Annotated in this window: 6 protein-coding genes; all 6 read right to left on the bottom strand. The window is 42.5% G+C overall.

Annotation, left to right across the window (positions count from 1 at the left end; all coding sequences use genetic code 11):
* Nucleotides 1-185 precede the first annotated feature (185 nt).
* On the bottom strand, nucleotides 186-2,828 hold the full coding sequence (locus tag ACFOWA_RS01625; RefSeq protein ID WP_245228027.1) for an alpha,alpha-trehalase: 2,643 nt from the start codon (nucleotides 2,826-2,828) through the stop codon (nucleotides 186-188).
* Nucleotides 2,829-3,192: 364 nt separating this feature from the next.
* Nucleotides 3,193-4,806, bottom strand: a complete 1,614-nt coding sequence (locus tag ACFOWA_RS01620; protein WP_378981218.1) for a RagB/SusD family nutrient uptake outer membrane protein — start codon at nucleotides 4,804-4,806, stop codon at nucleotides 3,193-3,195.
* A 68-nt stretch (nucleotides 4,807-4,874) separates the two neighbouring features.
* A complete protein-coding gene (locus tag ACFOWA_RS01615) occupies nucleotides 4,875-7,898 on the bottom strand; it encodes a SusC/RagA family TonB-linked outer membrane protein (protein ID WP_378981128.1) in 3,024 nt (1,007 codons plus the stop codon).
* A gap of 38 nt (nucleotides 7,899-7,936) precedes the next feature.
* Nucleotides 7,937-9,631: a RagB/SusD family nutrient uptake outer membrane protein gene (locus ACFOWA_RS01610; protein WP_378981126.1), complete on the bottom strand. Its 1,695-nt coding sequence runs from the start codon at nucleotides 9,629-9,631 to the stop codon at nucleotides 7,937-7,939.
* 10 nt (nucleotides 9,632-9,641) lie between these two features.
* Entirely contained in the window at nucleotides 9,642-12,962 is a 3,321-nt protein-coding gene (locus ACFOWA_RS01605; RefSeq protein WP_378981124.1) for a SusC/RagA family TonB-linked outer membrane protein, read from the bottom strand.
* A 407-nt stretch (nucleotides 12,963-13,369) separates the two neighbouring features.
* The gene (locus ACFOWA_RS01600) at nucleotides 13,370-15,580 is read right to left on the bottom strand and encodes an alpha-N-acetylglucosaminidase (RefSeq protein ID WP_154282728.1); all 2,211 of its coding nucleotides are present in this window, start codon (nucleotides 15,578-15,580) and stop codon (nucleotides 13,370-13,372) included.
* Between the last annotated feature and the right edge of the window lie 67 nt (nucleotides 15,581-15,647).

Here is a 15,647-nt window from a genome sequence, read left to right as displayed (position 1 = left end):
TAGGCTATATTCCACATTGGAACCTGGGCGATGGTCTTGAAGAGAGAATAATCGCATCGGGCCAAATAATGTCCTGCGCGCCGGGGGAATGGCAGTGCTTTTCTTAGCTGATAATATTTCATGAAGACAGAAATCATAAGTGAGGCTATTAATAAAGCCAGTTATTAAAATGTTTTTCGACCTTTCTACTTACGCCCTTTTATTTTGATAATTAATTGTCCAGCAACATTGGTTGCTGGTAGTGTTACCTGAAGCAGCCCGGGATAAGGCTGCAGGTGTTGGATTACCCTTCCATTGAACATTGCCTGATACTGATAAGACGGATTTAAACAGATAAGCATGCTACGCGCGTGTGCGGGCGTCGAATCATCAAAACTTAGTAATGCTTCATAATTGGAAAATTCCGAATTAAACTCGCTTTTTTCTTGTAGAATTTCAAAACCGGTGGTGACGTTTCCGATCTTAAAAGTGGAATTATACCAGTTTAAAACCGGAGTAGAAAGACCTGAAAACTGATGCCAGCCCGCGCCCCGGCCGGTTTCGGAGAGGTAATGCTCAAAAGTATAATAGGAATGATCCGTTTCCCGCTTGAAGACCTCAAGGCCCGTGCTCGAGATTCGCATCGCAAGTTCAGGTTTGCCTAAATCAAGCATGGTCTTCCACATAAACCATTGATGCGGCATCCACACTGACCCATTCCAATATCCATCGTTGAGGTAATAAGCTGCCGCCCGGTCAACCACGCCCATGCCGTAAGGGGTCCACATATGATCAGCCGAGAAAAGTTTTTTTAGCAATATGTTCTGTTGCGCTGGGGTGCAAATCCCGGCAAATAGAGGATAAGCTCCATCCATACCCTGATTATAATCACTACCATCTTTATAGCGGAAGGCACCTATTGCTTTACCACTTGAATCATGACGCACATAGCTGAAATAACCGCTTTCCTCATTCCAGCTGTAAGCCTGAAGACTTTTGGAAAATGCTTTAATTTCGATGTCATAATCCGCAGCATCTGCATTTTTGTTCAACTTTTTTGCAAGCATGCGCAATATTTTCGCGAAACGTATACACTGGGCAGTTGTAATTACGGGTGAGACAGTGGATTCCAGCCGCTGCTGATGAATACCTACCTGCGCTGGGTAATCATCCCATCCACCTGAATTGTAAAAGTAATCCCAGGTGTTAAGTAATCCCGATTTCAATCGTCCTGTTGAGGAGCTACCTAGCTTGCCAGATAAAAAACTATAATATTGCTTTAGCCTAGGATAGAAATATTCAAGTAGTGGCAATGACTGCGTTTTGTTTAATAAATCAAAAAATGCGTAAACCTGCACCGGAACTGGAGCGCCATGATGAATAAAGGCGGATTGGCTGCCAGGTTCAGTTGTGTAAGCATTGATGCATTCTACGGCTCTGTTTATATCTAACTCATTAAGCCCTAAAGCGATAAAACCCGAATCCCAGGTGTACAAACTATTCCACCATTTCCCGGGTGTATAATGCCTGATGTAACTTCGCTGGGTGTAGATAGGATAGACGATATTCTCCAGTAAGGCTGCCCGGAGCATTTTCTGACTAAAAGCATAGGTTTTACTTTCTGGGAGAAAAGTTGGGCCAATAAAAGGTTTTTGCGCTTTTTGTGGTATGTTTTTAGGTGCAGACATGTTTTGTCTAGCTGCAGCCATACTAGGGTTGTGCGTTAGTACACAACTAAAAGTTTTTTCACTTCCCGCCAATAGCACGAGTGGTCTGATAAATATATTTTCAAAATGACCCTGATTATTTCCTTTCAGGATGCTATCGACATGATTATGAATAGCTTTACGAAAGTAGACATCAAGTTCATCATTGCGGATTTCGCGAATTTTATATGAGGAATTACCCCAGCTCATACCATAATAGCCCGGAGCATGTTGATATTTTAGAATTGCCTGACGATTTTTAAAATCCGTTGATACTTTCGGATTTACCACCTTAAGATTATCTTCAATCGCGAATTTTGTGTCTTTTTTAATGCTCCAGAGTAGACCATTGAGTTCCACGCCATCTCCCTCAAGCGATGTTAGTATCAACCGGCCTGACCCATCCCACTCAAAAGGAATTTCAATCCATTTAAGTTTGCCATCTCCCTCTAGAATGATTTGCTGATGAATCGCTCCGGAAGCTGAAATCCTGCTCACCGCGCCAATATCAGCCCGATAGAAGATGGTGAGATAACCCTTTTTGAATTGAGCTGGAATTGAGTAGGATAACGAGTTACCCGCTGACTGTCCAAACTTTTTTGTCAACGCAGACCCATCAATAAAGCCTTCGTTACGCATTTCTCCATTCATCAGACCATCAGTAACTAGATTATCTTTAGGCTCCTGTCTTGCAAAACGTATTTGTTTATAATCCACTGCATTTATCCAGACATCTTGCGAAGACTTTTGTAATTTAAACCTTGGCCATACCTCGGGATAATTCATCGAAGCCATTAGGTTTAAAGCAAGACTTTGAGGAAGTTCTGTGCGGTTTACACACTTAATACTTACAATTACCTTACTACTATCTACTATCTGATAATTTACGTCCACATACACCTGATCTTTCCAGATCAATTCATACCGGTAAGTATAGGAGCCTTGCCTAGAATCTGCCTGCCAGGGGAAATACCCAGATTCAAAATTTACATTGGGAATCAAAACTTTATTTCGGTAAAAACCCGGCATCACAAAAAAATCGAAGCGCATCCCAGCGGCTATATCAGGGATATGTGATATACCAGCATATTTCTTAGAATAAGGCCCCCATGGTCCCAGACGGATGTCATGAGTGGTATTCATTGATTTTAGAGTGGAAGTATCTAATAACTGCTGACCATGCATGGACTTACTACAGCATAGAAAACAAACAAGAAAGATTGTAATATTCGTTTTCATATAGATTTTTCAAAACCCCTGTGAGCTGCCCTTTGAACCTCAAAAATTAAAAGATTAAATGGCGATGAAATCTCAATATTCCGATCCAACTGATTTTAATCTTTTAACACAAATCATCCTCAAAAACATTAAAGTACTTTAATCGCTTCTTTAAGTTCATTTTTTGCTCTATAATAGGCAAGAGAAATCGGCTTCATTTTTTTTATAAACATTAATTCCCCACCCTGTTACTGAAATCTTTTATAGGAGCTATTCCTATTGTTAAATGCTAATACCCTGGGTTCTGTTTTAACTTACTCGCTTTATTCAATTCTGACTGAGGTATTGGAAATAAATTATTTTTTTCTGTGAACACTCGGTTTTCAACCTGAAAGGGGACGTATGTTAAGCTGGTTCCGGTTTTTGTAATTTGTATACCCGAAACTGATTTGTTGAAAAGTTCTGTACCTTTCCTCCATCGGCGCACATCGAAAAAACGATGCCCCTCAAAGCATAACTCAACGCGGCGCTCATTCTGGATTCGCTCACGCATTTGTGACTGCGTTAATCCTGCTGGCAACACTGGCATGCCAGCACGTAGGCGAATCTGATTTACATAAGTATAAACATCAGTAACAGGTCCACTAGCTTCATTCAAGGCTTCGGCATAGTTCAACAAAACTTCTGAATAACGGAAAAATATCCAGGGACGGTTTCGGTTTACACTTGTAGCACCCGTCGCCCAAGCTGAACTCTCCGAAAGAAACTTTCTTAGGTAATAGCCAGTTTTGGTGTTATTGATGTTTATTGGCATATTATCCCGGCCACCTGTGAAGGTTTCAACAGCTCTTGATTTAAAGGATTGACCATTATAAATGATAAATAAAGACAGTCTAGGGTCTCGCGCACTTGCACCAGTTGTGGAGTAGGGATCTGTAGGAGAAAACCCTGAAGTGTTGTCCGTAATTGGCTTGCCACTTACGCGCATCTCAAAAGCATTTACCAACTCCTGAGTAGGGTTGGTCCTTCCTTTACCTTCGTAGCTTATCGGTGCATTGTTGCTTTCGATAGAATTGGTGGCACTAACATTTGTTGCGAAAATAACTTCCGGGCTGTAATTGGAGGCAGCAACGGAAAAGTCCCATAAATTTCCCAATTGGGCTAAAGGCAATAGTGAATTCTTATTGAGGTTTATGAGCTGCCTGGCGGTGGCGGCTGCAGCAGTCCACTTAGAAAGATCGCCATTGGTATTGTAAAGCGGACTGGCTGCATAAAGCAACATCCGAGACTTTAAAGCAAGCGCAGCCCCTGCAGTTGCCCTTCCTTTATCCGCCACTCCCAAGTCTGATTGAGAAGCAGGCAAAACCTTTATTGCCTCATCGCAGTCTGCACTGATTTGCGCAATAACTTCATCGAGCGTATTTCTTGGTAAATCCAAATCGTCTGTAGTAGTATAGGATCTGGTTGCCAATATTATCTGCCCATAGCGTTTCATAAGTTCAAAATGATACATAGCCCTTAAAAAATATGCTTCCCCCTTTAACCTGACAATATCACTCGCTGGCGTTATCGCACTACTACCACTTTTCTCTAAAAACAGATTCGTTTTACGGATATTGGTATACATATTATTATACTGGTCATCAATTGTACGCAGTGCTCCCCAGGTGCCATTATTGATGATGTTTATCCTAGAGTTTACGTTAGAGTTGACCGCTTCATCGGAAGCCGATGCCAACAAAGCCCCATCACCATCCACACTGTAGCCATTAATTAGCCCGGCATATGTTGTATTTAAAAATCCCCTTGAATTGCGATCGGATTTCCAGACATCTTCTTCCCGAATGCTTCCATCAGTGTAATCAAATTTTAAGTAATCTTTTTTACATCCCATGCAGATCACCAATACAATCAACAGATATTTTAGATGCTCCCTATTGTGGTTTTTCATATTTTATTCCTTTGTAATGTTTATAAAGCGACGCTGATTCCCAGTGTATAAGTTCTTGAATATGGATACGTGCTGCCACTTCCGGCATTAGGCACCTCGGGGTTAACTCCTATACCTAAATCATTGGTGGTAAATAAATTTAAAGCGCCAATGTATAGGCGTGCATTGCTTACGCCCAGCTTTGTGGTCAATTTACTAGGTAAATTAAACCCTACTTCTAGGGATTTAAGACTTAGATAATCCGCAGAACGCAACCAGTAATCTGATGCAGCAGTATTGTTTCCTCTATCTGCTATCCCAAGTCTTGGGAATCTGGCATTGGCGGCATTAGACGGCGTATAACGGTCTAAACTTAATGCATTGAAAGCACTCGGACCGCTATTCACCAGACCCTGGATATTTATCGTCCGGCCAACCACCCCCTGAAACTGAAACACTAAATCAAGGATGCCGTAGCGCAGATTACCACCAAATCCATAATAGGTATTGGGAAGTGCGGTTTTATCGATGCGGACTTGGTCATTGTTGTCTATTATACCGTCCGGAACCCCCAGTGGACCGCCAATATCTTTGTATTTAATATCTCCGGGAGCTACTCTTCCTGCCAGAGTTTGTTGGGGATGGCTATTTATCTCTGCCTGAGATTGAAAAAAGCCATCGGATAGGAATACTAGTGTCGAGCCTGCAATATGACCAACAGTCTGTTGATAGAGGGGGAGTCCTTCTTGACCATTCTCTGCAAGAACCTTACTTTTTGAAATAAGAACATTGCCATTGAAGTTCATCTCCAGCTTACCTAATTTTTTAGAATAAAAAACAGATGATTCCAATCCACGGCTCTGTACTTTTCCACCATTGACCAATCCAGCGTCTTGACCAATAAGGCTAGGAAAAATGTTTGCGGTCAGAATGTTGTCTCGGCGGGTCTGGTAATAATCTACCGATAAGCCAAGCGCATCATTCAGAAAGCGTACATCAAAACCTGTATTTAGCATTCGAACCGTCTCCCAGGTAATATTGGGATTTCCAAGATTAGATTCTGAAGCGGAATTCGTTGCTGTTGGTGTCAGACCAAAGCTATAACCACCACTAGAAAGATTTCTGCTGTAAAAACTTTCAAAAGGAAAACGCGAACCCCCAATGTCCCCATTACCGGCGCTGCCATAGGACGCCCGCAATTTTAAGTAGCTAAGGATTGGTACAGATTTTAAAAACTTTTCTTCAGAAAGTATCCAGCCTGCCGAAATGGCTGGGAAAAAGCCATAACGCTTGCCTGGTGCAAAATTCTCCGAACCAGAATAGCCTGCGGTAAATCCAGCGAAATACCTTTGCTTATAATTATAATCAATACGCCCTGCAAGTCCCTGGTTACGAAAATCCAGTCGTTCAGGGGCTTTATCGGCGAAGCGCTGTCCTTTCAGTGAAATATTTAGATGATGACTCCCCAGTGTCTTCTCATAATCGAAGCCTGCCCAAAACTCATTCTGCAAAGCATTGTTTCCATAAGTGGTTGTGCGGTAGGCCACTGGGCTAGCCGTTAGGTAGTTGGCTGGATTTGCAAGCGTTTGGTCGGCAACCGAATATTGCTGGGTAAGTCCTGAAATGTAATTTCCAACCCCGTCATATGAACCTACAGCATTGAATGATAGGCCTGGTATCCAAAAGTCCAGCTTCTGTCTGACGCTTAGCGTTGCCAGTAAAACCCGGTTTTGGTCACTCGTATAACCACTTTGCTGTAATAAACCTAGCAGGTTTTTTGTATACTGCGCCGTACCACCTAGGGAACCATCTGCATTTAAGATAGGGTAAGCATTAGGTGGGGTATTGTATATATTATTCATGACATCAGTCAGGCCAGTACCGGGCGAAAGCCTGTTTTCAGTGCGCACTCCTGCATGCAGGCTAACGGTTAAGTATTTATTGGCTTCAAAATCAATGTTCCCACGGAAATTGAGCTTCCTAAAACCAACATTTGAATCGAAACTGGGCGTTTGAGTATTGTTTAAAAAGCCCCGCTGATTTAAGTAGCTTACCGAGGCAAAATAGCGAACCGTTCTTTTACCACCGCCCATTGAAAATGCATAGCGCTGGATCGGAGCGGTTTTACGCAAGTAATCTTCTATGTAGTTGTTGTTTGGAAACAAAAAGGGTAAGGTGTTATTGCGATAGGCATCAAGCGCTGCCTGATTATAGGGCGCCACAGCACCATCATTTAAAGAAGCCTCATTATAAAGACTCGCATAGTCATATGAATTTAATGGTTTTATCAAATTGATGGCATTCTGAAAACCCACTTGAGCATCAAAATGAATGTAAGAGCGGATTGAATCTCCTTTTTTCGTGGTCACCATAACTACCCCATTGCCGCCCCGTAAACCATACCAGGCTAGCGTCGAGGCATCTTTAAGTACGGTTATGCTTTCTATCTCGCTGATGTCCATATCCCCAAAATCTCTTTCGGTACCATCAACAAATATTCTGGCTGTTCTAGCATTGAAAGAATTGATGCTTCGCATGAATACATTTGTTACCGTTGTTCCGGGGGCGGTACCAACCTGTGACTGATACAGACCAGATAAACGTCCGGCGAACAGGTTGCGTAAATCATTAGTTGGTAACTGAGGGATATTACTTCCGTTTAACACGGTAACTGCACCAGATACATTCCTTTTTTTAAGAATGGCAAATGGTGTGGTCGCATTATCCTCTTCTCCCGCATCTGCATCCGCTCTGATTAAGGTTATGCTCAAAAGATTTTCATTGCCTAAAATCTGTTGTTGGGTTATGTAGCCCCGGTTTCGAAGGATAAGCACATCACCCACGTTAGCCTTAATCGCAAATTCCCCCTTGAGATCGGAAGACACCGTGCCTATTTTTTCCTGAATATAAACCGATACTCCAGATAGCGGTTTACTTTGCGCATCCAGCACAATACCCTTAAAAATAGTATCTGACTTGGCTTCCTTATCCTGTTGTGCAAAGGTTCCCAATACACACAGGCAGAGCATGGAAAGCAGCAAACTATACTTGCTAAAAAATTTCATACGATTGGATTTGATTGTTGTAAGTAATGGTCATTGATTTACCAGCCTGGGTTTTGAATTAAAATTCCTTTGGACTTATTAACCTCAGTCAATGGAATCGGATATAAATATTGACGCTCCTGAAAAGCCGTTCGCTGATAAGCTGCCTCAACGGGAACAATGGAATAACTAAAGCCATTTCCAACCCTCAAAACGTTCATCGCGGTAAGGGTCTGTGAAACCAACTCGGGACCTTTCTTCCATCGCATGATATCCCACCAGCGAATATCCTCGAAAGCAAATTCAACTGCTCTTTCATTTTGTATACGGGTACGCATATCATTTTTGGATAGCCCTGCTGGCAGACCTGGCATACCAGCACGGGCCCTTACCAGGTTAATATTTTGGTAAACTTCAACGCCCGGACCATTTGCCTCATTCATTGCTTCAGCATAATTTAAAAGCACTTCAGCGTAACGGAAATAAATGTAATTTATTAGACTGCGTGCAGTTGCACCTGCTCGGTACACTTCAGGCCATAATTTTTTGCAATAATAGCGCGTTCTAGTGAAGGTATTTGTTCCGATTCTAAAATCACTTCCTCCTTCATACATTTGGATCTGGCGCCCCTGCCAGCTCATATTGTGGTAAATGATATTTGCATAAAAGCGGGGATCACGGTTCGCATAGGGGTTCTGCGGATCATAACCAGAGCCTGCGGCATTTATCGGTGCACTGCTAACAATAGGTCCGGTGGATGTATTGCGCTTAACCGCTTCATATAAATCCACGTGATTTTGGGTCGGATTGAGTAAACCCTGTGCGCCACCCGAGCCAGGAGACATCACAAAATCATTTGGAAAACTAGAACCGCCCATTTGCCTGGGTGCTCGTACCTTTATCATGATATATTCCGGAGAGGTGTCCACATTAAGCAAAGTATTGTAATCGGGTTGCAGGGCATATTTGCTCATATCGATAATCTCTTTTGATGCCGCGGCTGCGATAGCCCATTTGGCCGGATCGCCAGAGGCGTTATGCAATGGGCTAGCATCGAGCATTAATAATCTCGCGCGTAAAGCCTTAACCGCACCTACAGTCGGCCGGCCAAAGTTTCCCGCATCCCAATCTGTAGCCGGAGAATAATTGAGTGAGGATTCCACTTTTAGAATATCTTCAGCATCTTTAAGGTCTTTGAGAATAAAGTCCAGCGTTTGCTGATAGCTGCTTCTTGGCAAGTCGATGTCTTCGGTAGGGGTAAATGGCCTATCGGCGATAATTACGCCCCCGTAACGCTTGATGAGTTCAAAATAAAACATTGCACGCAGAAAAAGCATTTGTGCACGAACTAACTTTGGATTAAACATGCTGCCCGACCAGGGAACCTTATCTATATTAGCCAGAACGGTATTTACAATCCGTATGCCTTGATACATCCGGGGATATGTACTGGCAATTTCGGTGTTTGCGACCAAATAATTGCCCGCCCAAATAGGAGCTAAACTGATTACTACCCCTGTCGCCTCATCGGTTAGCTGTCCGGTGGTGCCTTTGTAAGTATCCTGCAAACGACCATAATCATCAATCATGAAATTGTATGCATTATCGGCAAAGCGAGTAGTTAGCAAGGGATCTGCAAAAACTTTTTCTTCGGGCAGGGTAGTTCCCAAATCCAATTGTAGGAAGTCTTTTTTACAACCTGCCTGGCCTAGTAATATCATTAATAGACAACCGGTAAATATCTTTTTAAACATATGCTTCGAATTAGAATTGAACATTAACACTAAAGTTGTATACTTTGGATAAGGGGTAAATGTTGGAATTGGATAGTCCACCTGCGGTAGCTCCGTTGGCAATTTCCGGATCAAGACCACCCTTGAATTTAGTCCAAGTGTATAGATTCTGACCAGTCAGTGAAACCCTTATGCTTTGTACATTCAGACTTTTTGCAAGTGTTGATGGAAACTGATAGGCAAGTTCCACATTTCGTAGCTTAACATAACTAGAATTTTGCAACAGGAAAGAGTTCAACACATAACTGGGATTGTTGGGATAATTTGTTGGTTTGGCAACCGGCCAACTTGCAGTTTCATTATCTGCCGGCGATTTCCATCTGCCAAGCATTGGTGTATAGACTTGCGAACGTCCCGGGTCATAGGGCAAAACAGCAGAATTCACTTCAAAAGCACCCTGGAAAAGAGCTGATAGCGATATTCCTTTATAGCTTACCGTTGGTTCAACCCCCAATATGCCTTGAGGAATATCTGTGCCACCTATAGTAACCCTGTCTTGTGAGTCAACTGTTCCATCCCCATTGGTATCCTGATATTTTAAATCTCCCGGAATCACTCGAACACCGGTTGCGTTATTAACTGGGCTTGCGGCGATATCAGCAACATTCTGGTAAAAGCCAATCACTTGATAGCCAACAAATTGTCCAAGGCGTGTTCCTAAAAGACTTTGATAAGCTGGTAAATTAAAAGCCTCATCGTTAATGACCACCCGGTTTCTGTATCGAGAATATTGAATATTGATGCCATAATTAAAATTGTTACCTAAATTATTATAAGAGAGTTCCAAGTCATATCCCTTATTATAATTAGCTCCGTAGTTGACAATCGGCAATGTCGCTCCATAGATTAGCGGCGCGGAATTCGTACGACGCAATGCAATCTGGGTTCGGTCTTCATCATAAGCATCAGCGGTTAACTTTAGTCGGTTTTTGAAAAAGCTAGCCTCAATCCCCAGATCTCTTTTAACAGAGTTTTCCCAAGTGATATCCGGGTTTCCAAATTGACTCTGAAAGACGACCGAATTTGCTGTCGCACTTGTGCCGTTTCCAAAATATACAATGTTGTTAGCCCCTGAAATCCCGCCATTGGCATTCACACCACCCCCGCCACTGGTAAAGTTGCTATTGTATAAGAAGCGGGTTTCTCCTGTGACTGCCGGATTAGAATAACCTGTTCTTCCCCAGGATCCTCTGATTTTTAGAAATGACAACCAGTGGATATTTTTTAAGAATTTTTCCTCGCTCACATTATACGCTGCGGAAACCGATGGGAAAAAACCATAACGTTTACCAGCTGCAAAGTTTTCTGATCCATTGTAAGCCCCGTTGAATTCCACAAAATATTTGCCTGCATAGTTGTATTTTGTACTTAATACTAGACCCTGGTTAGCAAATGGTGCGTTGGCTATATTGCGTTGAACCCCGCGTACTTCCCTCTGAGCAAGCGCCAGTATGGATACTCGGTGTTTACTGAACTCACGGTCATAATTGAAGCCCAGTTGAATATTTGTTTTATTGTATCCATCACGGCTACTATTAACCCCGCCAAGGTTATCATTAAAAAAGCCAGAAAAAGGGATCAGCTCGCCTGTCACCGGATCAACCTGATATTTCGCGTAACTGCCCGACTGCGCCCGAACGCCGATAATAAAAGCATCAAGTCCTAATGTACCCTTAAAGCTTAATCCTTTGGTAATCACATCGAGCTTTTGATTAAGTACAAATACACTTTCTATGGTATTATTGATTCTGTTGAAATATCCGTTTCGGGTCAACTGAGAGTAGGGGTTAAAGGTATTCACCCCAATTCGGGGATTTTCAATATTATTGTACAAATCATCCAAAGCGGCCAATTCCGGCGTAGCTCTGCTGGTATACTCTGGAAAAAATGGAACTCCCCAGGCTGGAATAGCCAATAACCTGCTGATAATCGCCGTAGTTCCGCCGGTATCGCCAGTTCCGGCTACCCCGCCACGTATACCAAACGTATCTTCCACTCGGCCACCGAATTTGATACTGAAAACAGTTGATTTACTTAGGTTAAAATCCAAATTGCTCCGGAAATTATATCGCGTAAAAGAATTCGAAGTTCTATAGCCATTAATGGGCTGAAAGTTTTTAAACATCCCGTCTTCAAACAAATAACCCAGGGAAATAAAAAACGTCGCAAATTTACTGCCGCCGCTAAAGTTCAGGTTATGCTGGGTTCTTAACCAGTTTTCTTTGGTTACCGCTTTATACCAGTTGACATCCGGATAGCGGAGCGGGTCGGAACCATCTTTGAACTTAATGAGTTCTGAATCCTGAAAAGTTCTCTGTGCAGGCGTAAACAGTCCGGCAGCAATCAGGTTGTTTTCTCCTTCAGTTGTGTAACTAGCGGCATCAAAGGCATTTACCGTATTGGGCAGGCCCGTTAAACTTACCAGACCTACTCCACCTGAATAGGAAATCCTAAAGGGGCCTGCTTTACCAACTTTAGTGGTTATAACGATTACACCATTACCTGCTTTAATACCATATAACGCGGTTGCAGAGGCATCTTTTAATACGCTGATGGATTCAATTTCATTAGGGTCAATGTTTCCAAAAGAAGTTCGTTCTACCCCATCTACAATGATTAGCGCTGCGGAATTAGCAGAAGAGCGGCCCCGGATAAAAATGTCTGCAGCGTTTTCTCCTGGTACTCCGCTTCCCTGACGCGTCACCACACCCGGAATTTTTCCGATAAGTGCATTGGTCATATCAGGAACCGGCGCTTTTAGGAGCTCCTTTCCTGAGAGTGTGCTATAAGCAGCGGTTTGCTCGCTACGCTTTTGTGTAGAGCCAAAGCCCAGCACAACTACATCATCCAGATTACTTGCTTCACTGAAGAGCTTGATGGTCATATTTGCAGCAGCTGGGATTTCGAGTGTTTTGTATCCAACAAATGATACCGTAAGTATGGCCCCTTCGGGCGCAGAAAAACTGAATTCTCCATTGTTGTTTGTTGTTGCTCCTAATTGGGAGCCTTTTATCTTGATGGTTACCCCAGGCATTGTTTCTCCTTTATCATCCACAACTTTACCTTTTACGGTGATGTCCACAAACGGGAAAAAAGACAGCCCTTTGGTCTTTTTGGCCATCATTAATTTTTCATCTTTAAATAAAGGAGTTTCTTTTCTTTTAGTTGTAAGGCCATAAGCCGGTAAACAGGCGCAGGTTATTAATAGGATCCAGAATTCAGGCTTAAATACGTGCTGAAAAAACATAGGTAGTTTTACAGAACGAACCAGATACATGCGTTCTTTCTTCATAGTTGAAATCTCATAAGGGGGTTATTAGTTGGTTAGTGCCTTCTTCCGGTAGCCGGGATTAAGCTTGTTCTGGGGAAAATTGTAAATTTTTTCCTGATTTGAATAGTAAATTTTTATTTCATTCGCCTGCCATTTTTTTATGTGAAGTTTATTTTGATCGTGATTTTGGCCACAGGCCTTTGGTTATGATATACTTTGCTCGGTATTAAATGTTAGTAGACTCGACTTTTACGGAATGGAAAACTTGCTTAAAATTTATTTTTAAAAGTAGGAGTGACCTTAGCTTTACAATGATATTTGGTTTATAACTCAAATTAAAGCAGTTTGGCGGATTACTTTTGCTCAATCATTTTCTTAATCGTCTCATTATAGCGAAGATACGAGTCCAAAAATTGAATAACCATATCCTATTGATAACTGCCGTCTATGACTTTGCTATATTTGGTATATATCTTTTTAGCTTGGTCAATGGTATTTCCCTGAACTGCAACAGGATAATCTTTTCTGGCATTTACCCATTCCCACTCCCATACCTTAATTTGCCGTGTAAAAGCTTTGTTATCCAAAGATTTTTTACCCTGCAAGTCTAAGCTAAGTGCAGAAAAAAACTGTGTCCAGCGAGGCTTGTAATAATCATTCAACAGCCCGCTCCATTGCCGACAAGCATACTCATGTAAAATAGCGTCTTTGTCTCCCCAAAGGGTAATCAGGTTTTTAGCATTCTGCTCATATAAGTTTCGTTCTTCATCAGTACTGCCCCACCTGCGGGCTTGTGCCACCCACTTGCCTAATAAAAAATCCGGGTGCGATGCTAGCATTCCATCCATATCTTCGATCAGGCTAATAAACTCATCACTATATAATTTAAATTTTTGCGCGTCTTTTGCCCGGTAAGCCGTGACCCATTTCTGATGAACGACCAGCGCATAGTTGGCCAGCACCTGCCTGCTCACATCTATCAAGTCAAAACGGAAACCTTCACTTTTTTTTAACTCATCTGCGGCAGCGACCAGTGCATGCCAGGCGGGCAGGAGATCCTTCGGATTATAATTGAGTTTAGTCTTGGTCCATTGGGTTGTAGAATCTAAAGTCGGCCTGGCCTGCAAAATTGATTCCGCCCCATCCCTAATGTATTTATCTTTAGGTACTGTGTAGACCGTACCCCGAAGTACGCTCCAGGCTTTCAGCCCCTGCTTATTGACTGTACCATACCGGTTGCGGACATATTTTGGCAGCCACTCGTTTAAGTTAATACTATCCCTTGTCCATGTATTGGCTGTGAAGAGTTCATAAATGACTGGATTTTGTTCGATACCTTCCATTGTGAGTCCTATTCCTGTTAATCTACCAGACTGAGTACTCTGGAGCGCCTTGGAAGGGCCAGTTGCAGCCTCCTCCATTCGTCCAAAGATATTGGTATTTCCACCAAAATTATTCACCATCGACCAAATCCAAGGCTTCCCATAGAACGCTTCTGTACGCTTCCATATCGGCTCTACCTCGGCTGCAAGATCAAGGATAATCATCTTATCATCCGGTACCGATTTAAGTAAAGCCTCGGTCTGCGCTTTGCCCCAGAATTTACGGTCCGCGTAAAACAGCCAGCCTTGCATCACCCAAACCGCATTGCTATCTGCCTGATGCATTGCATCATATACGCGTGCACTTAATTTGCCCAGATATTCAGGTTCATTGGTTGGAGGTTCATTCTCGTTGAAAGTATCCGCCGAGTAATAATGATCAGTACCCAAAAGCTCAGTTTGCTTTTTTAGAAACATTTTACCTATCCGGTTGAATAAAGGATCTTCTGAATCAAGGATGTAATTATCAGCAAATCCATTATTCCAATTGGTTGTCTTAAGTTTTGCATTGGGAAATTTTTTCGAAAAAGCGGGCGGTACATGTCCAGTGAATGCTGACAGTATAGGTTTCATGCCTAGCGCGCGCTGACGGGTAAGAATCTTTTGTTGTAATTCCATATGGCTTTTCATCCATCGTAATGGCAATGGTCCGCCCCAAGCGTCCATATTTCCCATCCAGAACCAGGCCAAGTAGGCCGGACCAGTAAAGAAGTTTTTTAGCTCCTGATCACTAAAACCGAGTTCTTTGTATACTAAGTACCAGGTATACTCCTGACCGGTAATCGCCAGTGGCATATTAATCCCATGTAGGGCCATCCAGTCAATTTCCTTTTCCCACCTGGGCCAGTCCCACCAGCTCATAGTATAATTGAAAGTGCAGTAATTTAGATAATAACGAAAATTATAGGGCGTTTCTTTAATCACTTTATGCTTGAGCATAGGTAAATTTGACGGCATCTTTAGATTACTGCCATTCCAGGTCAGCTGGCCCCCGGCGTACTCAGTAATGTAGTGATATAGCGCTGAAGCTATAGATACCCCATTATTTCCCCTTAAAATGATTTGCCCATTTCGGCTCTCCAGCTCAAAGCGGTCTGTGCTTTTGGTTGATTTTAGTGTCTCCACTCTGAATCGATGAGCATGGGCAGGTAAGACCCGTTTAATCAGCGCGATGGAAGAATCAACAGTCGTTTGCGCTTTTACTGAATGCAAAAGACCAAACATAAATAAAGTGAATAGGAAAGATTTAACAGTCATTGTGAGGCTCATACAAATTATTGGTCACACCAAATATAATAGGGAATCCACAGCATGCTTTGCTCAA

This window comes from Pedobacter lithocola, assembly GCF_042650845.1.
Taxonomy (GTDB): domain Bacteria; phylum Bacteroidota; class Bacteroidia; order Sphingobacteriales; family Sphingobacteriaceae; genus Pedobacter; species Pedobacter lithocola.
The sequence above is the reverse complement of the archived record's forward strand: the minus strand, read 5'-3'. Positions and strand labels throughout refer to the sequence as shown.